General features: G+C 55.1%; 18 protein-coding genes. 14 read left to right on the forward strand and 4 right to left on the reverse strand.

Translation table 11 applies throughout. The features are described 5' to 3' along the window. Positions 1-101 precede the first annotated feature (101 nt). From ABS784_RS09615 to ABS784_RS09635, 5 genes are all read left to right on the forward strand, one after another. Positions 102-1,547, forward strand: coding sequence for a SpoIIE family protein phosphatase (locus tag ABS784_RS09615; RefSeq protein ID WP_352512287.1), 1,446 nt, complete (start codon positions 102-104; stop codon positions 1,545-1,547). A 12-nt stretch (positions 1,548-1,559) separates the two neighbouring features. Beyond that, complete coding sequence (locus ABS784_RS09620; RefSeq protein WP_014195747.1) at positions 1,560-1,985, forward strand: ATP-binding protein; 426 nt, start codon at positions 1,560-1,562, stop codon at positions 1,983-1,985. Positions 1,986-2,078: 93 nt separating this feature from the next. After that, complete coding sequence (locus ABS784_RS09625) at positions 2,079-2,498, forward strand: STAS domain-containing protein (RefSeq protein ID WP_352512289.1); 420 nt, start codon at positions 2,079-2,081, stop codon at positions 2,496-2,498. Positions 2,499-2,907: 409 nt separating this feature from the next. Beyond that, the gene (locus tag ABS784_RS09630) at positions 2,908-4,644 is read left to right on the forward strand and encodes an ABC transporter ATP-binding protein (RefSeq protein WP_352512291.1); all 1,737 of its coding nucleotides are present in this window, start codon (positions 2,908-2,910) and stop codon (positions 4,642-4,644) included. After that, the gene (locus tag ABS784_RS09635) at positions 4,628-6,433 is read left to right on the forward strand and encodes an ABC transporter ATP-binding protein (RefSeq protein WP_352512293.1); all 1,806 of its coding nucleotides are present in this window, start codon (positions 4,628-4,630) and stop codon (positions 6,431-6,433) included. The genes ABS784_RS09630 and ABS784_RS09635 overlap by 17 nt, the downstream gene beginning before the upstream one ends. A gap of 159 nt (positions 6,434-6,592) precedes the next feature. On the opposite strand, the gene ABS784_RS09640 is transcribed toward ABS784_RS09635, so the two are convergent. The 3 genes from ABS784_RS09640 to ABS784_RS09650 form a co-directional block, all read right to left on the reverse strand. Next, complete coding sequence (locus tag ABS784_RS09640; protein WP_352512295.1) at positions 6,593-7,240, reverse strand: MOSC domain-containing protein; 648 nt, start codon at positions 7,238-7,240, stop codon at positions 6,593-6,595. Positions 7,241-7,245: 5 nt separating this feature from the next. After that, on the reverse strand, positions 7,246-8,250 hold the full coding sequence (locus tag ABS784_RS09645) for an LLM class flavin-dependent oxidoreductase (RefSeq protein WP_013523714.1): 1,005 nt from the start codon (positions 8,248-8,250) through the stop codon (positions 7,246-7,248). Positions 8,251-8,510: 260 nt separating this feature from the next. Next, on the reverse strand, positions 8,511-9,497 hold the full coding sequence (locus tag ABS784_RS09650) for a coiled-coil domain-containing protein (protein WP_066233671.1): 987 nt from the start codon (positions 9,495-9,497) through the stop codon (positions 8,511-8,513). A 138-nt stretch (positions 9,498-9,635) separates the two neighbouring features. Here ABS784_RS09650 and ABS784_RS09655 point away from each other — a divergent pair, with 138 nt between their 5' ends. From ABS784_RS09655 to ABS784_RS09695, 9 genes are all read left to right on the forward strand, one after another. After that, on the forward strand, positions 9,636-10,199 hold the full coding sequence (locus ABS784_RS09655; protein WP_021322406.1) for a thioredoxin family protein: 564 nt from the start codon (positions 9,636-9,638) through the stop codon (positions 10,197-10,199). 258 nt (positions 10,200-10,457) lie between these two features. Next, on the forward strand, positions 10,458-10,847 hold the full coding sequence (locus ABS784_RS09660; protein WP_352512298.1) for a gamma-glutamylcyclotransferase family protein: 390 nt from the start codon (positions 10,458-10,460) through the stop codon (positions 10,845-10,847). Between the two features lie 214 nt (positions 10,848-11,061). Beyond that, the gene (glnA, locus tag ABS784_RS09665; RefSeq protein WP_352512300.1) at positions 11,062-12,420 is read left to right on the forward strand and encodes a type I glutamate--ammonia ligase; all 1,359 of its coding nucleotides are present in this window, start codon (positions 11,062-11,064) and stop codon (positions 12,418-12,420) included. Between the two features lie 266 nt (positions 12,421-12,686). Next, positions 12,687-13,574 (forward strand): sulfite exporter TauE/SafE family protein, encoded by an 888-nt coding sequence (locus ABS784_RS09670; protein ID WP_352512302.1) that lies wholly within the window; start codon positions 12,687-12,689, stop codon positions 13,572-13,574. Between the two features lie 288 nt (positions 13,575-13,862). Beyond that, positions 13,863-14,819, forward strand: a complete 957-nt coding sequence (locus tag ABS784_RS09675) for an MBL fold metallo-hydrolase (RefSeq protein WP_352512304.1) — start codon at positions 13,863-13,865, stop codon at positions 14,817-14,819. A 225-nt stretch (positions 14,820-15,044) separates the two neighbouring features. Next, positions 15,045-15,344, forward strand: coding sequence for a transporter suffix domain-containing protein (locus ABS784_RS09680; RefSeq protein WP_014195759.1), 300 nt, complete (start codon positions 15,045-15,047; stop codon positions 15,342-15,344). Between the two features lie 9 nt (positions 15,345-15,353). Beyond that, entirely contained in the window at positions 15,354-16,151 is a 798-nt protein-coding gene (locus tag ABS784_RS09685) for an SGNH/GDSL hydrolase family protein (protein WP_011231137.1), read from the forward strand. Beyond that, the gene (locus ABS784_RS09690) at positions 16,148-17,062 is read left to right on the forward strand and encodes an ABC transporter ATP-binding protein (RefSeq protein ID WP_352512306.1); all 915 of its coding nucleotides are present in this window, start codon (positions 16,148-16,150) and stop codon (positions 17,060-17,062) included. The genes ABS784_RS09685 and ABS784_RS09690 overlap by 4 nt, the downstream gene beginning before the upstream one ends. Beyond that, positions 17,055-18,035 carry an ABC transporter permease gene (locus tag ABS784_RS09695; RefSeq protein ID WP_011231139.1) on the forward strand — a complete coding sequence of 327 codons (981 nt, stop codon included), beginning with the start codon at positions 17,055-17,057 and terminating at the stop codon, positions 18,033-18,035. Before ABS784_RS09690 ends, ABS784_RS09695 begins: the two co-directional genes overlap by 8 nt. 68 nt (positions 18,036-18,103) lie before the next feature. On the opposite strand, the gene ABS784_RS09700 is transcribed toward ABS784_RS09695, so the two are convergent. Next, a complete protein-coding gene (locus tag ABS784_RS09700) occupies positions 18,104-18,571 on the reverse strand; it encodes a hypothetical protein (protein ID WP_021321939.1) in 468 nt (155 codons plus the stop codon). Position 18,572 lies beyond the last annotated feature (1 nt).

An 18,572-nucleotide genomic window follows, 5' to 3' on the forward strand; every position in this document is an offset into this window, starting at 1 on the left:
GCGGGGTGGAAACAACCCGGCGCCGATGCGCGTTTTTGTTTCGGGAAGCCGGTGTCAGCTAAAAGCGATGGATGTTGATTATAACAAAAAAGGGTTGAACGATGGTGAAGGCGAATGTACAGGCGATCGATCAGCTAGACGCGGAACAGTTGGGCAGCGGCATGGTGATTACCGACCGTCAACTTTCGATTGTTGCGGTCAGCGAGCCGACGCCAAGATGGCTCGGATTTGCCAAAAACGAATTAGTCGGGCGGCCGGTCGGCGTTCTGTTTTCAGCCGAGTGGTCGGCCGCGTTGTTAGATGGCATCGCCGAGGCGGTAAAAAAGGACGGGTGTTGGCAAGGAGAAGCGCGCCATGTAGCGAAAAGCGGGAAAACATGTACGAGTTGGATGAACGTTTATCGGCTATCAGGCAGCGAAGGAGAATGGCTCGTTTGGCATTTTGTTGAACAAACCGCTATGCCTCCGGCTGATCGACCGACGCCGTCTGAGTTGCTCGGGGTCATTTACGATTCCGCCCCGTTTGCGGTTGTTCCGGTGGCGGCGGACGGAACCGTGCAAGATTGGGGGCTTAGTGCCGAGCGGCTGTTTGGGCGTCGAAAAGAAGAGGCGGTCGGCCGCCCGATATGGTCGCTCTTTCGCTGCGGCAGCCAAACATGGCTTCCGTTTTCTCCCCAAGAGCAGCGATGCGGCGAAGGGATGGTGCAGCGCCGGGACGGCACGTCCGCCAATGTCGCCTATACGGTCATTCCCGTGCTTCAGGCGGATGGATATATCGTCCTTGTCGAAGACGAGACGAAGCAAAAGCAAAAAGAGGCGGAGCGGCGGCGCCAAGTCGAGCTGGCCAAAAAAATTCAACAAAATTTGCTGACGCCGCTCATTCAAAACGAGGCGGTGACGATGGATGCTGTGTATATTCCGTCCGATGACCTGTCGGGCGATATTTACGCGTGCTACCAAATCGATCTATACCGCTACGGGGTCATCGTCATCGACGTGATGGGGCACGGCATTTCGTCGGCCTTGGTGAGCATGTTGCTCCGCTCGCTTTTGCGCGGATTGATCGTGCGCGTCATCGATCCGGTCTCGGTGGCGAGCGAGCTGGAAAAGCATGTGCAAACGTTGTTCCCGGATGAGGCCAACGCCATACGCCACTTATTTTCCATGATTTATTTAGTGATTGACACGAAAGAGCGGAAAATTGAATATACGAACGCCGGCCATCCGGCTGGGTTGCTCGTTTTTGACGATGGAAGCGTCCATGAGTTGGACAAAGGCGGTTTGGCGATCGGCAGCCCGTTTTCCTTGCCGTTTGAAAAAGGGGTGATTCATTACGACAAGCGGGCCCGCCTCCTTTTGTATACAGACGGCATTTTAGAGGAGATCGACCCGTCGATTTTGCAAAGCATTGAAAAAATTCGCTTATGTACGCAAATGTGCCGCCATTTGCCGGATAAACGCTTCCTCGAACGTTTAATCAGCCAAGGTCCGCCGCTTGTCAGCCCTTCGGACGACATTTGCTTATTGTCCATCACGGTTCATGGATAGGCGGGACGCTTGGTGGTGTGTGAATGGATCGTGCGCTGCCGGGCGGACGAGGAAGCGGTTTTGGTTTGCCATCTCCTTGCGGAGCAGGCTGCTTCGTTGTTTGCTGTCCGTGATGCGGAATTGTTTGTGTTGGCGGTGCATGAAGCGGTCGTCAATGCCGTTAAAGCTGTTCAACGGGCGGGGATGGAGGCGGGGACGATTTCGCTCTCCTTTTTCGTCACAAGCGCTGATGTGGCCGTGGCGGTTGAAGACGAGGGCGGCGGCGTTCCGGCGGAAGTGATCGAGCAGCTTGATCAAATGACGCTCTCTGATGTATTGCTCGCCGAATCGGGACGAGGGTTGCTATTCATCCGAGAAATTATGGATGACGTTATGTGGGTTGAGCAAAAGGGCGGCCGTCGGATGCTTGTCATGAAAATGAGTCGGAATGCAACGTAACTGGATTTGGTGCAATGATGCACCCATGTGATCGGAACGAATGCGGGTGGTGGCCGAGGGCAGGGCATGGCTGGTCAACGATAGGGGGATACAATGAAACAGCATCGGTTGTCGTTTGAATTGGAAATGGTTGTAGAACGCGCATACGAATGCATCAAGCTAACTGGACGACTCGCCTATGATACGCAGCTCGCGGCGGAACAAAAGCTGGCGACGGCGGTGGCTGCTGTCAAGCGCCGCCTTGTCGTTGTCGACGTGAGCGGCCTTCGATTTTTGGACAGCACGGGGCTTTCGCTCCTTGTCCGCTTTTTTAAGCAAATCGTCAGCGAAAGCCGCGCCATGGCCATCGTCGTCCGGGATAACGCCTCTATAGAAAAGATTTTGCTGATGGCCAAGCTCGACCGGCTGCTGCCGATCGTTGGCGATGAACAACAGCTGTTGTCCCTTGCACCGCCAAGCTCTTTCGACCATATTAGCCAGGAGGCGCTTTATTCGGCATGGCGTCAGCGTTAGTCATAGACATGGCTCTCATGCCGAATCAACCGGAAGGTTTCACATCTCGCTGGCCCAAAAGCGTGTCGTCTATTTTTCCGACTGCTTGAGCCAAGGTGTGACGGAAGACTGAACAACCCCCTGCTTCACAGACCTATGCATGGGTCTGGAAGCGGTGTTGTTCCGTCTCCCGCCAGTCGGGCGTCTCGATCGAAACGACTGAACAGACCAGTTGTTCCCCTATTGCCGCCGATGGACCCCGAGCGACGAGGCATTCGCTCGGGGGTTTTTCCTCTTGACCGGGAGCATCTCCGCTTCTGCAAATGCATTCTCATTGTCAAATAAATATTTCGTGTTTAGAATAAAATTATACACAACGATGAACGGCGGCTGGGCCCCCGATCGGAATGGAGAGGAGAGTGGCGCAGACATGGGGCGGGTGCTTATCTATTTGCGGCCATACTGGAAGTGGATGGCGTTAGCTTGGTTGTTTATGTTGATCGAGCTCATCATCGAGCTTTGGCAGCCGCTGTTGATGGGGAAAATCATCGACGATGGCGTCATGAAACAGGATGTTGCGGCCATTTTCACGTGGGGAGCCGTGATGCTCGGGGCGTCGCTGTTGGCGTTTGCCTCGGGCATCGCCAACTCATTTGCCGCCGCTTATGTCGGGCAGGAGTATGGATTTCGGCTGCGGACGGCGCTGTTTGCCAAAATCCAATCATTTTCGCTTGCGCGCATCGAGCAGCTGTCGCCGGCTTCGCTCGTCACCCGAATGACGAACGATGTGACGCAAGTGCAAAATATGTTGTTTATGAGCTTGCGCATCGCCTTGCGCGCGCCGCTTCTCGTTGTCTTTGGCGTTGCGATGGCGTTTGTCGTTCATGCGCGCCTAGCGTTCGTTTTGGCGGTGGCTGTTCCACTATCCGCCGCTTTTTTATTGTGGGTTGTACAAAGGGCAGCGGCGTCCTTTTCCGCCGTCCAACGAGCGCTTGATCGCGTCAACGGCGTGATGCGCGAAAATTTGGCCGGCATGCGTCTCATCAAAGCGTGGATGAGAAACAAATACGAGCAAGAACGATTTGCGGCGGCGAATGATGAGCTCATGGAGCGGACGATGGGTGTGCTTCGCCTCGTTGAAACGATCACCCCGATATTGTTGGTGGTGATGAACACCGCCATCATCGCGCTGTTGTTTTTCGGCCGCCTGGATGTTGAGTTTGGCGCGGCGAGCGCCGGGCAAGTCGTCGCTGTCGTCAACTACGCGACGCGGGCGACGGCGGCGTTGTCGATGTTTACGTTTATTACGATGGCGTTTTCACGGGCGCGCGCCTCGGCCGCCCGCCTCGCTGAACTGCTTGAGGTGCCAGAAGAACGAAGCGGGGAGCACAGAGCCGATGGGCCGATCGTCCGGCGCGGGGAAATTCGTTTTGAGCACGTTTCGTTCCGCTACCCGGACAGCAGGCACGATGCGCTCTCCGACATTTCGTTTGTCATTCATCCGCAAGAAACGGCGGCGATTTTAGGGGCGACTGGTTCCGGCAAATCGACGCTTCTTCAGCTCATCCCCCGTCTGTATGAACCAGACGCCGGGCGAGTGTTGATCGACGGCATCGACGTGCGTGAGTTTTCCGCGGAGAAGTTGCGGGCCTATGTTCGTTTTGTTCCGCAGGAAGTGCTGCTATTTTCCGGAACGGTCGCCGACAACCTCCGCTTCGGCAAGATGACCGCGACGATGGAAGAGATCGTGAAGGCGGCTTGTGATGCACAAATTCATGAAACGATCACTCGGTTTCCGGATGGATACGACGCACTGATCGGTCAAAAGGGCGTCAATTTATCAGGCGGACAAAAGCAGCGGCTGTCGATCGCCCGCGCCTTGGTTGGGCAACCGCGCATTTTGCTTTTGGATGACAGCACAAGCGCGCTCGATGCAGAGACGGAAGCAAAGCTCCTCGCAGCGTTGCGGCGGTATGCGTGCACGACGGTGATGGTGACGCAAAAGGTGAGTACAGCGATGGCGGCGGATACGATTTTGCTTTTGGAAGACGGCCGCCTGATCGCGCAAGGAAGCCATGAACAACTGCTGGCGACAAGCGAACTGTATCGACGCATCGTCGCCACACAGGAAGGAAAGAAGGGATCGGTGGATGTCACTACGGCATAGCCCGCACGGAGCGCGTTTTGGCGCAAGTCCGCAGCGGGCAAAAAACAGCGTCGGCACTTTGCGGCGGCTTTGGGTGTTCATCGCTCCGCAAAAGCGAAAGTTGTTTGCGGCTATGGCCATGGTTGTCGTCAGCTCAGCGCTGGCGCTCGCCGGTCCGTACGTCATCGGCTGGACGGTCGATGTGTACATCGTCGAGCGGAGGACGGACGGTTTTTTAGCGACGCTCGTTTTGCTTCTTGCCATTTATATGGCCCTTGGCGCGGCGACGTTTTTGCAAAACTATTGGATGATCGATGTCGGCCAGCGGACGGTGCATGCGATCAGAGAGCGGTTGTTTCGCCATTTTCATGAGCTGCCGATTTCGTTTTTTGACCGCCGCCAGCAAGGGGAGCTGATGAGCCGGATTACAAACGACATCGACAATATGAGCCAGACATTTAACAGTACTGTTGTTCAGGTCGTCTCGAGCACGTTGACTTTGATGGGCGCTATCGTGGTCATGCTTTCACAGAGCGTTGTGTTGACGATCGTAACGCTTGTTGTCGTGCCGCTGATGTATGTGGGCATGCGCTGGATCACCAACCGGACGCGGGTGCGTTTCCGTGAGCAGCAACGGGCGCTCGGTGAGATGAACGGCTTTATCGAAGAGGTCATTTCCGGACAGAAAGTCGTGAAGCTGTTTTCCCAAGAAGAGCGGATGGAGTCTGAATTGGCGCGCAAAAACGCCGAGCTGAAACAAGCCGGGTTTTGGGCGCAAACGTATTCCGGCTTCATCCCGAAGCTGATGAACTTTTTAAACAACGTAAGCTTCGCCCTCATCGCTGGCGTCGGCGGATGGCTGGCGGCCAAAGGAGCGATATCGGTCGGGACGATCGTCGTGTTTGTCGAATACGCCCGCCAGTTTACCCGACCGCTCAACGATTTGGCCAACCAATGGAACACGTTGCTGTCGGCGTTGGCTGGCGCTGAACGGGTGTTGGAAATTTTGGATTTGCCGAAAGAAGAGGAAGACGAGCGGGAAGCGGCGGCCTTGGACCGGCTTGATGGACGCATTGAGTTTCGTCAAGTCGTCTTTTCTTACGACAAACAGCGCCCGGCGCTCGACGGCGTCACCTTTTCCATCGCCCCAGGAGAGACGGTCGCGCTTGTCGGCCCAACTGGAGCCGGCAAAACGACCGTATTGCAGCTGTTGACCCGCTTTTACGATCCAGATCGAGGAGTGATTTTGATCGACGGGCGCGACAGCCGAACGATCAAGCGGGCGAGCTTGCGCCGGCATATGGCATTTGTGCTTCAAGATACGTTTTTGTTCGCCGGAACGATCCGCGACAACATTCGTTACGGCCGGCTTGAGGCGACCGATGAAGAAGTCGAGGAGGCGGCGCGCCAGGCGAACGCCCACTCCTTTATTATGAAGCTGCCGGACGGCTATGACACCGTTTTGGCCCCAGGAGGCGGCGGAATCAGCCAAGGGCAGCGGCAGCTGTTGGCCATCGCTCGGGCGATGATCGCCGACCCGGCCATTTTGATTTTGGACGAAGCGACGAGCAACATCGATACGGTGACCGAAGTGCGCATTCAAGACGCGCTCGCGCGGCTCATGAACGGCCGGACGTGCTTGGTCATCGCCCATCGGTTGAACACGATTCAACATGCCGACCGCATCCTTGTGCTCAACGACGGCAAAGTGATCGAGCAAGGGACGCATGAAGAGCTGTTGGCTGCAAAAGGATTTTATTTCCAGTTGTATTGCCGCTATTGGAAACGCAGTGTGCATGCGGCCCGATGAGGAATGCGCCTGCCCGGCGACGCCGCTCTCCCGCTGAACCGAAAACGAGCGCCCCGATCGTTGAACAAAGCCATGTGTCGCGAGGGTCGACGATCAGGGCGCCTTTCTATCGCTATGTGAAACGCCGGCTTGTGTCGGGCGTGTCTTGCCAGCATAGGCTTAAGGACGCGTTCGCTCGGAGAGGCGCTTTTGAAACGCTTCGCGCCAGCTTGCGGATAAGGCTGGATGGCTGGCGATTTGCTTCATGGCAGCGGCATTGTCCCGCTCATGATAGTAAATGTGATTGATATACGCGATGGATAGCGCCCCCGCGCCCCGCTCGATGAGAACGAGCGGCGCGCCTGGAGCGACGACGCCCTCTTTGAGAACGCGAAAGTAAAACCCGCTTTTTCCTGTCTGGCAGACGGCTTTCGGCAAATCGGGCAGCTGATGTTTGAACGCCAATTTGGAGCACGGCTGGCGCGGCTGTGACACTTGTACGAGCGCCGTGCCGGCAGCATAAATGTCGCCAAGACACACATCGTCTTCCGTCAAACCGAGAAGCGTCCAGTTTTCTCCAAACGCCCCCGCCGTAAACGGGCGGCCGTATCGCTCTTCCCAATAGACGAAATGCTCGGACGGATAGGCGCAAATCGCTTTATCTTCTCCTCCGTGATGGACGAGGTCGGCTTGTCCATCTCCAGCCAAGTTTTGTTTGCCGACTGCAACGGGATGAGCGACCGGCGTTTTGTCAATGCCGGTTGTGATCCGCTGGCCGCCGATGTGGAGCGTTTTCGGCTTCCCGACATTAATGGAGAGAATCTGCATCGCATTCACCCCCATACAGCGTCGGCGATGAGCCGGAAACTCGCGAGTTTATCCTCGAAGTCGTATGTAATCGTCACGAGCATGATTTCCTCTGTTTCATACTTTTCGCTCAGCCGATACAGCTCGTCTTTGACGCGCGCCGGACTGCCGACGATCATCCGCTTCCGATTGTCTGCGATCCGTTTGCGTTCATACGGGCTGTATGGGTAGGCGGCTGCTTTTTCCGGACTCGGCGTGCCGTTGACGGCCATCCCTTGTTCGATCATGAGGAGCGTCAAGTCAAGGCTTCCCGCGATCCATTCCGCTTTTTCATCCGTTTCGGCGCAAATCGCAAATACAGCCACGAGTGTACGCGGCTCGTCCAAATGCGGCGATGGGGTAAACCGGTCGCGATACAGTTGCATGTACTCTTGGCCGCCTTCGCCGTTAATAAATTGCGCGAAGGCGTACGGCAGCCCTTTTTCCGCCGCCAGCTTCGCTGTTTCCGAACTGGATCCGAGCAGCCAAACGTCTGGAGGCGATTGCACAATCGGCGTCGCCTTGACGCCATAAAGCGGGTGGACGGGCGGAAGCGCATCGTGCAAATACCCAAGCAAGTCATCGATTTGCTCCCGATAGCGGTCCGCTGAACGCGGCCGGCCGTCTTGGAGCGCCATCGTCGCCCGCGGCATGCCGCCAGGCGCGCGGCCGATGCCGAGATCGACGCGGCCGGGGGCTAGACCCGCCAACACGCGGAAGTTTTCTGCCACTTTATAGGCGCTGTAGTGCGGCAGCATCACTCCGCCTGAGCCGATGCGAATGCGCGACGTTTTCGCCCCGATGTGTCCAAGCAGCACTTCTGGAGACGAGCCGGCGAGGCTGTTCGCGTCGTGGTGTTCGGACACCCAAAAACGCTTGTAGCCGAGCTCTTCGACAAACTGGGCGAGCCGGACCGTGTTTTCAAGCGCTTCTTCCGCGGTCATGCCTTCGGCGATGGGCGATTGATCAAGAACGCTGAGCTTTAGCGGCATGATCATTTCTCCTCCCTCTCGAAATGTTGATGTATCAAGGCTTTCTTTTCCTTGCGGTTGAACGCTCTCCCACCTACGCTAACGCGTAGAAGTGGGGGTCTTCTCGGCGCGAGATGATAAAAATGGTTAGTTCTTATTATGGGATGTTTCGTTTCTTGTTGTCCATTGATTTGCTTTTGCCATCCGACGGCAGCCAGCCAAAAAAACAGTCCGCCGTTTCAGCCGGCGGATGGCGGCAGACGCCGAAAGAGGATGACATTCTACAAGCGGATCGGGTTTTTTGGTTCAGCGGCTTGGCGGTCGATTTTTTGGCTGCGCCCCCTCCCGGAAAAGAACGAGGAAAACAGTTGTTTGACGCTGTCAACGATAAAGGAGCATCGTTCATACAGCGCTTCTTTTAAGCTGTCGAGCTGGCGGGTCACTTTGTATTGCGCCGCCTCTTGCGCTTCAAGCCGCTCGATGACGGTCTGGTGAAAGACGTGCTGCAACTCGAGCTGTTCCACTAATTTTTGGTACAGTTTGTCTTGTCCTTCCAGGCGGGCGGCCATTCTTTCGGTTGTTTGTTCCCGCTCAGTCGATTGCCGCTCAAGCCGGTGCATCGCTTCACTTTGCACCATCAACGCTTCGATGACCGCTTGGCGCGCTGTTTCTTCTTTTGTAAACTGCTCCTCCCATGCGCGCCGCTGTTCGTGCTCCATCTGCTCGTGAGCGTTGATCGATCGTTCAAGGCGGGCCAGCGTTTCGGCGAGCTCCGCTTGTTCTCGTTGTCCGGCAGCGAGCAATTGCTCAAGCCGGTCGAACGCTGCCGCCCATTGCTTGCTTTGCTCCGCCTGCAGGTTTTGCCCGGCATTAGAGGCATCAATGAAGCGCGAAACGGTTTCAGTTAGTTCGCGATACAGTTCCGTTTGCTCGGTTTGGCTTGCCGCCACCATCCCCTTGAGGCCGTCCAGCGCCTTGACGAGACGCCCGCTATGCTCGGCTTGTTCCGTTTGCCCGGCGGCAAGCGAACGCTCAAGCCGAGTCAAGGCATCGGCGATTTTCTCACGATCATCGGCTTGCTGCTTTCGTCCTTCCTCCACCGCCAGCTTGAGGCGAAGGAACGCCTCGGTCAATTGTTCAAGCAGCTGGGTTTGCTCTTCAATCATTTGTTCCGTTTTGGCGCGTCGGTAATAAAACACCGAATGCGAGGAGGGAGGCGGAGTTGCACCGTACACGCGCGGGGTCATCTGTTTGTTCATGTAAATCAATGGGAAAAGCCTCCTTTCCGTTCGTCTATGTGGCATCATATGCCGCTGCCGCTCGGTCGGTTTGGGCGGTTTATTTGTGGCGTTCCGCTCTCTTTTGGTATAATAGAAAGAGAAAAAATGGAAGAAAGGGTGTTAGGTATGCCAGCTGTCGAATCGAATATGTTTCCGCTTGGCAAACAAGCGCCCCCGTTTGCCCTCACGAATGTCATCGATGGCAACGTCGTTCGTCTTGAGGATGTGAAATCGGACGCAGCGACTGTCATTATGTTCATTTGCAATCATTGCCCGTTTGTAAAGCATGTACAGCACGAGCTTGTTCGCCTAGCAAACGATTATATGCCCAAAGGGGTGTCGTTTGTCGCCATCAACTCCAACGATGCTGAACAATATCCGGAAGATTCGCCCGAAAACATGAAAAAAGTGGCTAAAGAGCTTGGCTACCCGTTCCCATACTTGTATGACGAAACGCAAGAAGTGGCGAAGGCGTACGACGCCGCCTGCACCCCGGATTTTTATATTTTCGACCGTGAGCTGAAATGCGTTTACCGCGGCCAGCTTGATGATTCGCGGCCGAACAACGGCATCCCGGTGACCGGTGAATCGATCCGCGCCGCGCTGGACGCCTTGTTGGAGGGCCGTCCGGTGCCGGAAAAGCAAAAACCGAGCATCGGCTGCAGCATTAAATGGAAGCCATCTGCATAAACTTTTGCTTGACTTCCCGTTGTCGAACGGATATGATGGAGAAAGCGTCATTCGTTTGCTGCGGGATCATCGCAAGCCGTGCCGTTGCCGCTCATGAAGCTGGCGCGGCTTTTTCGTTGCCCGCTGTCCGCTTGACAAATTCACACTGGCGCCGCCGCGGAGCGGCAAGGATGGATGAGAGGCAGGGCTTCCATTGTTTTTGTTTTTTCTTCGAGTTTTCATAAATAAATGTTATGTAAATAAAAGGAGAAAAGCGAGATGGCGGAAAGACGATATCGAGTGTTTGTGTATGGCACGTTGCTGACTGGCGAGGACAACCATGATGTCGTAGCTCCCTATGTTTGCGCCGTATCCCCAGGGAAGGTGAACGGTCGTTTGTACAGTGTTGGCCCGTACCCTGCGCTTGTGCTCGGTGAAGAAGGAGAAGTGGAAGGGGAATGGCTGACGGTGATGGAGGAAGGGCTCAAAGCGATGGATGAGCTTGAAGACTACGCCGAAGGACGGGACGATAACGAATATGAGCGGATATGGGTCCACGACGCCCGCCAACCAATCGAAGGGTACGTCTACGTGTACTTGCCGGAAAAAGCCGCCGGCCTGCCGATCATTTCGTCCGGCTCGTGGCGTCGGCGTGAGGAGAAAACGTAACATCAATAGTGGATAGAAAAAGTCGGCCGAGGAGACGATTATCTCCTCGGCTGGCTTTTTTTGTATAAATATTCGTCTAATTTGAAACCGTTTGCAAAAAAATTCATTATAAAAATACAGAAAAATTGATAAAAAAGTGTTGCCAAACGGCTTCTCTTTTTCTATAATAAAAGCATGTTAGAAAAATAAACGCACGAATGTGAGGTAATGTAACATGTCAAAGCCGTTCGTTTCCTCTACACAAACGGAGTTGTTGGAACAAATCAAAGAGAAGATCAAAGAAAAAAACGTTGAGCTTCTTCATTTGCAGTTTGTCGACATTGAAGGGATCTTAAAGCACGTGACCGTGACGGCTGAACAGCTTGATGATGTCGTCGAAGGGAAAATCATGTTTGATGGTTCGTCGATCAAAGGATTTTCGCCGATCAACCGCTCCGACTTATACCTTCTGCCGGATTTGAATACGTTTGCCGTGCTGCCGTGGACGGTCGAGGAAGGGTATGCGGAAGCGCGCTTCCTCTGCTCGGTGGCCAACCCGGACGGCACGCTGTTTGAGGGCGATCCGCGCAACGTGTTGAAAAAAACGGTCGAGCGGGCGGCGGAAAAAGGGTATACGATCTCGGTCGGCCCGGAGCTGGAGTTTTTCTTGTTCAAAGCCGACGAAAACGGCAACCCGACGCTCGAGCTCCACGATAACGGCGGCTATTTCGAACCGTCTCCGAAAGACTTGGGCGAACGCGTTCGCCTTGAAATTTACCGCGCCTTAAAAGCGATGGGCTTTACGATTGAAGCGTCGCACCATGAAGTGGCGGAAGGCCAGCATGAGATCAACTTCAAATATGCCGATGCACTCGGTGCGGCGGACAATGCAACGACATACAAATGGGTTGTCAAAACGATCGCCAGCAAGTTCGGCCTCCATGCGACGTTTATGCCAAAACCGGTGTTTGGCATCAACGGTTCAGGGATGCATGTCAACATTTCCCTCTTCAAAGATGGGGAAAATGCGTTCTTTGATCCGAACGATGCGAACCAGTTGTCAGAAACAGCGTACCAATTCATCGCGGGCTTGCTGAAAAATGTGAAGCACTTTGCGGCGGTTACGAACCCGCTTGTCAACTCGTACAAACGGCTTGTGCCAGGGTATGAAGCGCCTTGCTACATCGCTTGGTCCGCTTCCAACCGTTCGGCGCTCATCCGCATTCCGGCCAAACGCGGCGTCGCGACGCGCGTTGAGCTCCGTTGCCCGGATCCGTCGGCCAATCCGTATTTGGCGTATGCCATCATCGCTGCCGCTGGCCTTGACGGTGTCGAAAAAGGTTTAACCGCTCCGGCGCCGATTGATGAAGACATCTTCCATATGTCGGAAGAACGACGTGCGGAGCTTGGCATTGACAACTTGCCGGAAAACTTGGGCGAGGCCATCGCTGCGTTCGAAAGCGGAGAAATCGGCCGCGCGACGCTTGGCGAGCACGTATTCAACGAATACGTCGCGATGAAAAAAGACGAATGGAACAGCTACCGCACGGCGGTCCACGCTTGGGAAGTCGAGCGGTATCAAGGGAAGTTCTGATCGAAAGCCAGCATTCAAAAGGTGTCCCGTCGCCATATTCGGGGCGCCTTTTTTCTGCAGGCGGCTGTTTGTCTTTATGGACGGCCGCGCGGCGCCTTCCGTCCGTCGGCCGCCAAGCCGTCGGTGTTCGCAACGTCATCTTGCGAGCAGGGACTAAAATAAATGATCGCATTTTTTATTTTTTAAAAATTCATAGTTGACATCTATGAATAATGAGATTTAAATTATAAGTAACGCGCTCAACCATTGCAAACGGAGGGAAACCAATGAAAAAACTGATCGTTTTTGTGTTTGTAGGATTTATCGCCCAGCTGATTGACGGCTCGCTTGGAATGGCGTATGGTGTCACGTCGTCGACGTTGTTATTGACGTTCGGCATTGCTCCGGCCGTCGCCTCGGCGTCCGTTCATTTGGCGGAAGTGGTGACGACGGCGGCATCTGGCGCTTCCCATTGGAAGTTCGGCAACGTCGACCGCCGCATGGCCTTTAGGCTCATCATTCCCGGGTCGGTCGGCGCGTTTGTCGGAGCATGCTTTTTAAGCAATTTGCCGGGAGATTTGATTAAACCATATGTATCCTTGTTTTTGTTGGCGCTTGGCTTTTACATTATTTATCGATTTTTAGTGTTGAACGGCCGCGCGCCGTCGACGCCCGGAAAACAGTGGTCCAATAAGCAGCTCGTCCCTCTCGGATTGGTGGCTGGCTTCCTTGATGCGACCGGCGGTGGAGGATGGGGGCCGATTGCGACGCCGGTGTTGTTGGCCAATAAAAGCATGGAAGCGCGCAAGGTGGTCGGCACAGTCGATACATCCGAATTTGCCGTCGCGCTGTCGGCGACGCTAGGATTCGTCATTTCGCTTGGTTGGGAGCAAGTGAACTGGCACTGGGTGCTGACGCTTATGGCCGGCGGCGTTGTCGCTGCGCCGATCGCCGCATGGCTTGTGCGCAAACTGCCGTCCCATTTGCTTGGAGTGTTGGTCGGCGGGTTGATTATTTTGACGAACGTCCGCACGCTCCTGCACGCTTGGGAGGCGCCTGCGCCGGTGTATCCGACCGTTTATGGCCTCATCGTCATCGGTTGGGCCGCGGCGGTATGGCTGGCGATCCGAAACGGGCGGAAAGGAAAGGCGACTGGCAGGGAGTTGGTGTCGTAAGCATTAGGGGGGTGCTTGGCAAACGACGGTGTCTTTCCGTTGGCGGCAGCGTTGGATGCGATCGGGTTGAGCATCAGGGAGCTTGTTCGTGCTGCGGAGGGCAACGGTCGACAGCGCCTGCCCTCAAAAATAGCGCGCGGAGCAGTTGTTGCCCCGTTGACGACAGTTGAAACGAGAAGGCGGCTCTTGCCCTCTGGGCAGGGGCTGCTTTTTTATCATCCCCTGTAGCGGGAAGCCGGTTTCTATGTTAAAATATTCTGCATCATCAACCAAAGGGGGAGAGGGAATATGGCACAGCCGCTTGATCTCGGCCGCCGCATTTCACTCATCGATTTGTATGATTTGCGCATGCCGCAGCGCACCGGTACATACGTGCTTCACGAAGAGAACTTGGCGATCGTGGAAACAGGGCCAAGCCCGTCGGTGCCGCATTTGCTTGCTGGGTTGAAAGCGCTTCATATTGATCCGTCTGATATTCGCTATATCATCGTCACCCATATTCATTTGGACCATGCGGGCGGCGTGGGGTTGCTTCTTCAGCATTGCCCGAATGCAACGGTCGTCGTCCATCCAAAAGGAAAGCGGCATTTGGCCGATCCGTCGCGGCTCATTGCCGGGGCGAAGGCGGTGTACGGCGCGCAGTTTGAGTCGCTCTTTGATCCGATTCTTCCGGTGCCAGAAGAGCGATTGATCGTGAAAGAGGACGGGGAAACGTTGGAGTTGAGTGCGGAGCGGACGCTTGTGTTTTATGATACGCCGGGGCATGCGAACCATCACGTTTCGATTTATGATTCGTACAGCCGCGGCGTGTTCACCGGCGATACGATCGGCGTTTTTTATCCGCAGCTGCAAGAAGCGGGGCTTACGTTTTGCCTGCCTTCAACATCTCCGAACCAATTTGATCCCGAGGCAATGGAGCAGTCGGCGGCAAGACTTGAGAAGCTGAGACCGGAACGCATTTATTTTGGCCATTTTGGCATGCTGGATGACCCGCAGGAGGCGTTCCGCCAGCTTCGCGTTTGGCTGCCGAAGTTCGTGGCGGCGGGAAAAGAAGCGGTCGACCGTCATCCGGAAGCGCCGGCTGCCGAGCAGGCGAAAATGGCAGCGCACCGGTTGCGCGGCGAAGTGATGGCGTTTCTTGATGATCATGGCGCTCCATCTTCGTCGTCGGCGCATGCGGCGATCGAGCTTGATTTGCAAGTGTGCGCGATGGGGTTGATCGATTATTGGCAGAAACAACGGTGATCATTCGATTGGCCTGGCCGATTCGGCTGGGTTTCTTTTTTTGACGGGAAAGCGAAAATTGGAAAAACGGGAAAAACTGTTTTTGTGTGTGTTCGGTTTTTTAGGCGGATCATTTCGTGAAATCGCGGTGTATATGTTAGAGTGGAAATAAGCGATCCTGATTCCTGTTGGAAAGAGCGTCCATGAGCAAGGGGGAACGGAAGAGTGAAACAGAGGCGGTCCGTCATGCATCACATTGGCGTCGGGTTCATCATCGCATCGTTCGTCGTTTGGGTCATTCCGCCCATCGCGCCATTTTTACCGTTTTCGACTGCGGCCAAAGCGTCGATCGTTGCGGTTGCCATTGTGGCGGCGGAAATCATGTTTTGGATCGGGGCGCTGTTGGTTGGAAAGGAAGCGGCGTCGAAGCTGAAGAAGTATTGGGATCTGAAACATTGGCGAATAAAACGGCGGTTGTCGGATCAAACCAATGATGGCGAACAATGCCAAGACGGATCGCGAGAGATGACAACGATGAAGAAATGAGGTGGTTGCATGCGACGGAGCACAGTTGCGCTTCTCATAGCCGTTGCCGCCCTGTCCGGAGTGCTTTGGCTTGGCGGCCTGGCATTGGCGGTGCAAGACCAGTTTTTTTCGGCCGCCAAGCCGCCGACGAAAGAACAACGGCCGCCGACGGCTGAAACAAGGCAACATGACGAGAAAATGGATATTGTTGCTCTTGGCGATTCGTTGACGAGAGGAACGGGCGATGAAAGCGGAAAAGGGTATGTCGGCTATATGGTCGATGAGCTTCGCCGGCAAACGGACAAACCGATCCGTGTGACGAACTTGGCCATCCGCGGCCTTCGCTCTGACGGACTGCTTCGCCAACTCGGCCAGCCTGAGATTCAGCGGCAAGTCGCCATGGCGGATCTTATTGTGATGACCATCGGCGGCAACGACTTGTTTCAAGGCGGGGAAGCGTTGAAACTGGATCGAAAGCAGCTGAATGAGGCGAAACGGCGATATGTAGCCAACCTAGACCGCATTTTCGCCGCGCTGCGCCGCTTCAACAGCGAAGCGGTCATTTTTGCGATCGGTTTGTACAACCCGTTTGGCGATTTAGACGATGCTAAATGGACGTCGGCGGTTGTGCGCGATTGGAATTTTGCATCAGCGGAAGTGGCGGCCCGCTATCCGAACATCGTCGCGGTGCCGACGTTTGATTTGTTTGCCCTCCATGTCAACGACTATTTGTACAGCGACCATTTTCATCCAAACGCGGCAGGCTACAAGCGGATTGGAGAGCGCGTCGCCTCGCTCATCACGTTGACGGAGGAGGGTGAGCAATGACCAAACAGGTGACGTTAGCGGTCAAAGAGCTGCGGAAAACGATTCGCGGCAAGGAAATTATTAAAGGCATTTCGTTTGAGTTGCATGAGGGGGAAGTATTCGGTTTTTTAGGGCCGAACGGCGCGGGAAAAACGACGACGATCCGCATGCTCGTCGGGCTCATTCGGCCGACGTCGGGGACGGTGGCGATTTGCGGGTATGATCTTCACCGCCAGTTTACCGACGCGATCCGCCAGATCGGCTGCATCGTCGAAAACCCAGAAATGTATCCGTATTTAACAGGCTGGGAAAACCTTGAACATTTCGCCCGCATGATGCCGGGAATTGGTGCAGATCGGATCATGGAAGTGGCGAAGCTCGTCGGCCTTGAACAGCGCATCCATGACCGAGTGGGCACGTATTCGCTCGGCATGCGGCAGCGGCTCGGCATCGCTCAGGCGCTGCTTGGAAAGCCGAAGGTGCTCATTTTGGACGAGCCGACCAACGGCCTTGACCCGGCCGGCATTCGCGAAATGCGCGCCTTCATCCGCTTTTTGGCGGAAATGGAAGGGTTGAGCGTCCTTGTTTCATCGCATTTGTTAAGTGAAATTCAATTAATGTGTGACCGCGTCGCCATTATGGCGAAAGGACGGCTCTTGGCCGTGGACACGGTTGAGCGGCTGTTAAACCAACAGGCGCGCGTCGTCTGGAAAGCCGCTCCAACGGATCGGGCGCGGGCGCTGTTAGCGGCGGAAACCGAGGTGTTGCGCGCCGATGAAGAGACGATCGTCACGCCATATGAGCCGTCGAGACTAGCCGCTTGGAACGCCAAGCTTGTCCAAGCCGGCGTCTCGGTTTCGGAAATTGAACCGCGGCTGCCGACGCTCGAGGACTTGTTTATCGAGCTGACAGGGGGCGAAACGATTGAGTAAGCTCGTGTATAATGAAATGTTGAAAATCGTCCGCAAAAAGCGGCTATGGGTGATCGCCGCCATCATTGCGGTGCTCGTCGCCTTGTTTACATACGCCCAATACCGCGAGACGGAAGAGTTGAGAAAACGGCTTGGCACGACCGACTGGCGGACGCAGCTGCAGCAGCAAATCGTCGATTTGCAAAACCGCTTGCAGTCGCCGAGCATGTCTGAGGAATGGCGGAAATACTTGCAAATCCGCCTCAAGCAGCAGCAGTACTACTTAGAGCACAACATTAATCCGTCCGCCCCTGGAGCGCCGACGTTTATGCGCACGTTTATCGAAAACGCCATCGACTTGTTTTTGCCGCTTTTAGTGATGGTGGTTGCGGCCGATTTAGTGTCGTCCGAGGCAAGCGCTGGAACGATCAAGCTGCTTCTCGTTCGGCCGGTGAAGCGGTGGAAAATTTTGTTGAGCAAATATATCGCGTTGCTCCTGTCGGTGTCGCTCATTATGCTGATGGCGGCGGTGCTGTCGTATGCCATCTCCGGGCTCGTGTTTGGATATGGCGGCTTCCGTCTGCCGCTATTGACCGGATTTGTCCAGCAAGGAGAGGATCTCAATACAGCGAATGTCCACATGATTCCGCAATGGAAATACATTTTGATCGAGCTCGGGCTGGCAGCGTTTGTGAGCGTTGTCGTCGGCACACTGACGTTTATGTTTTCCGTGCTGCTTAGGAGCACGGCGGCGGTGATGGGCATCATGCTGGCAGCATTGATTTCTGGCGCGATTTTGTCGAACATGGTGTCGTCGTGGCATTCGGCAAAATATTTGTTTATGGTCAATTTGCGGCTGACGGATTACATAAAAGGAGCGGCTCCGCCGATTGAGGGGATGACGCTTGGCTTTTCGATGGCCGTGCTGGCTGTCTGGGGGCTTGCAGGGCTTCTTGTCGCTTTTTTTGTCTTTATGCGGCGAGATGTCTATTGAAAACGGCAGAGCGGCGAAAACCCGAGGGGGTGTTCCCTCGGGTTTTTCAGTGAAAGGGGATGAAATGCCTATCTATTCGGCTGCTTGTCGTGAACGCCGGCGAGTCCAAGCGCGTGATGGCCCCGCAGCAACTGCTCCACGGCCGGCCATTGCTGTTCATCGCAACGGATGAGAAGCACGATATCAGCGCCTGTGCGGCTTTGACGGTGCGTGGATTTTCGGTTTACCCACCATTTGAGCAAAATGCCGATTCCGATGCCTGAAACCGCCCCGATAATCCCCCAAATGATCGGACCCCATGCCAACACATAGCCGTAAATCGCCCCTAGCAGCATCAAGCACGTTCCTAAAATCGCCGCCAAGTCAAGGAAGCTGAACCCGTTGGCGTGATGGAGCGTATCAAGCAGGCGCGGCGGTTCGGCAGAGCGGTTGAGCGGGACTGCAAAAATCTGATGTTCAGCAATCCCTTTTTCTTGAAGCGCTGAAATCGCCAGTTCAACGAATAGGTGGCTCTCGAAAGTGGCAATGACAATCATG

Source organism: Geobacillus sp. G4, assembly GCF_040327975.1.
GTDB classification, from domain to species: domain Bacteria; phylum Bacillota; class Bacilli; order Bacillales; family Anoxybacillaceae; genus Geobacillus; species Geobacillus thermoleovorans.

Excerpts from the sequence above, each read along its gene's own strand:
- ABS784_RS09615 (WP_352512287.1), top strand. The coding sequence starts at position 102 with ATGGTGAAGGCGAATGTACAGGCGATCGATCAGCTAGACGCGGAACAG.
- ABS784_RS09625 (WP_352512289.1), top strand. The coding sequence starts at position 2,079 with ATGAAACAGCATCGGTTGTCGTTTGAATTGGAAATGGTTGTAGAACGC.
- ABS784_RS09630 (WP_352512291.1), top strand. The coding sequence starts at position 2,908 with ATGGGGCGGGTGCTTATCTATTTGCGGCCATACTGGAAGTGGATGGCG.
- ABS784_RS09635 (WP_352512293.1), top strand. The coding sequence starts at position 4,628 with ATGTCACTACGGCATAGCCCGCACGGAGCGCGTTTTGGCGCAAGTCCG.
- ABS784_RS09640 (WP_352512295.1), bottom strand. The coding sequence starts at position 7,240 with ATGCAGATTCTCTCCATTAATGTCGGGAAGCCGAAAACGCTCCACATC.
- ABS784_RS09645 (WP_013523714.1), bottom strand. The coding sequence starts at position 8,250 with ATGCCGCTAAAGCTCAGCGTTCTTGATCAATCGCCCATCGCCGAAGGC.
- ABS784_RS09655 (WP_021322406.1), top strand. The coding sequence starts at position 9,636 with ATGCCAGCTGTCGAATCGAATATGTTTCCGCTTGGCAAACAAGCGCCC.
- ABS784_RS09660 (WP_352512298.1), top strand. The coding sequence starts at position 10,458 with ATGGCGGAAAGACGATATCGAGTGTTTGTGTATGGCACGTTGCTGACT.
- glnA (WP_352512300.1), top strand. The coding sequence starts at position 11,062 with ATGTCAAAGCCGTTCGTTTCCTCTACACAAACGGAGTTGTTGGAACAA.
- ABS784_RS09670 (WP_352512302.1), top strand. The coding sequence starts at position 12,687 with ATGAAAAAACTGATCGTTTTTGTGTTTGTAGGATTTATCGCCCAGCTG.
- ABS784_RS09675 (WP_352512304.1), top strand. The coding sequence starts at position 13,863 with ATGGCACAGCCGCTTGATCTCGGCCGCCGCATTTCACTCATCGATTTG.
- ABS784_RS09680 (WP_014195759.1), top strand. The coding sequence starts at position 15,045 with ATGCATCACATTGGCGTCGGGTTCATCATCGCATCGTTCGTCGTTTGG.
- ABS784_RS09685 (WP_011231137.1), top strand. The coding sequence starts at position 15,354 with ATGCGACGGAGCACAGTTGCGCTTCTCATAGCCGTTGCCGCCCTGTCC.
- ABS784_RS09690 (WP_352512306.1), top strand. The coding sequence starts at position 16,148 with ATGACCAAACAGGTGACGTTAGCGGTCAAAGAGCTGCGGAAAACGATT.
- ABS784_RS09700 (WP_021321939.1), bottom strand. The coding sequence starts at position 18,571 with ATGATTGTCATTGCCACTTTCGAGAGCCACCTATTCGTTGAACTGGCG.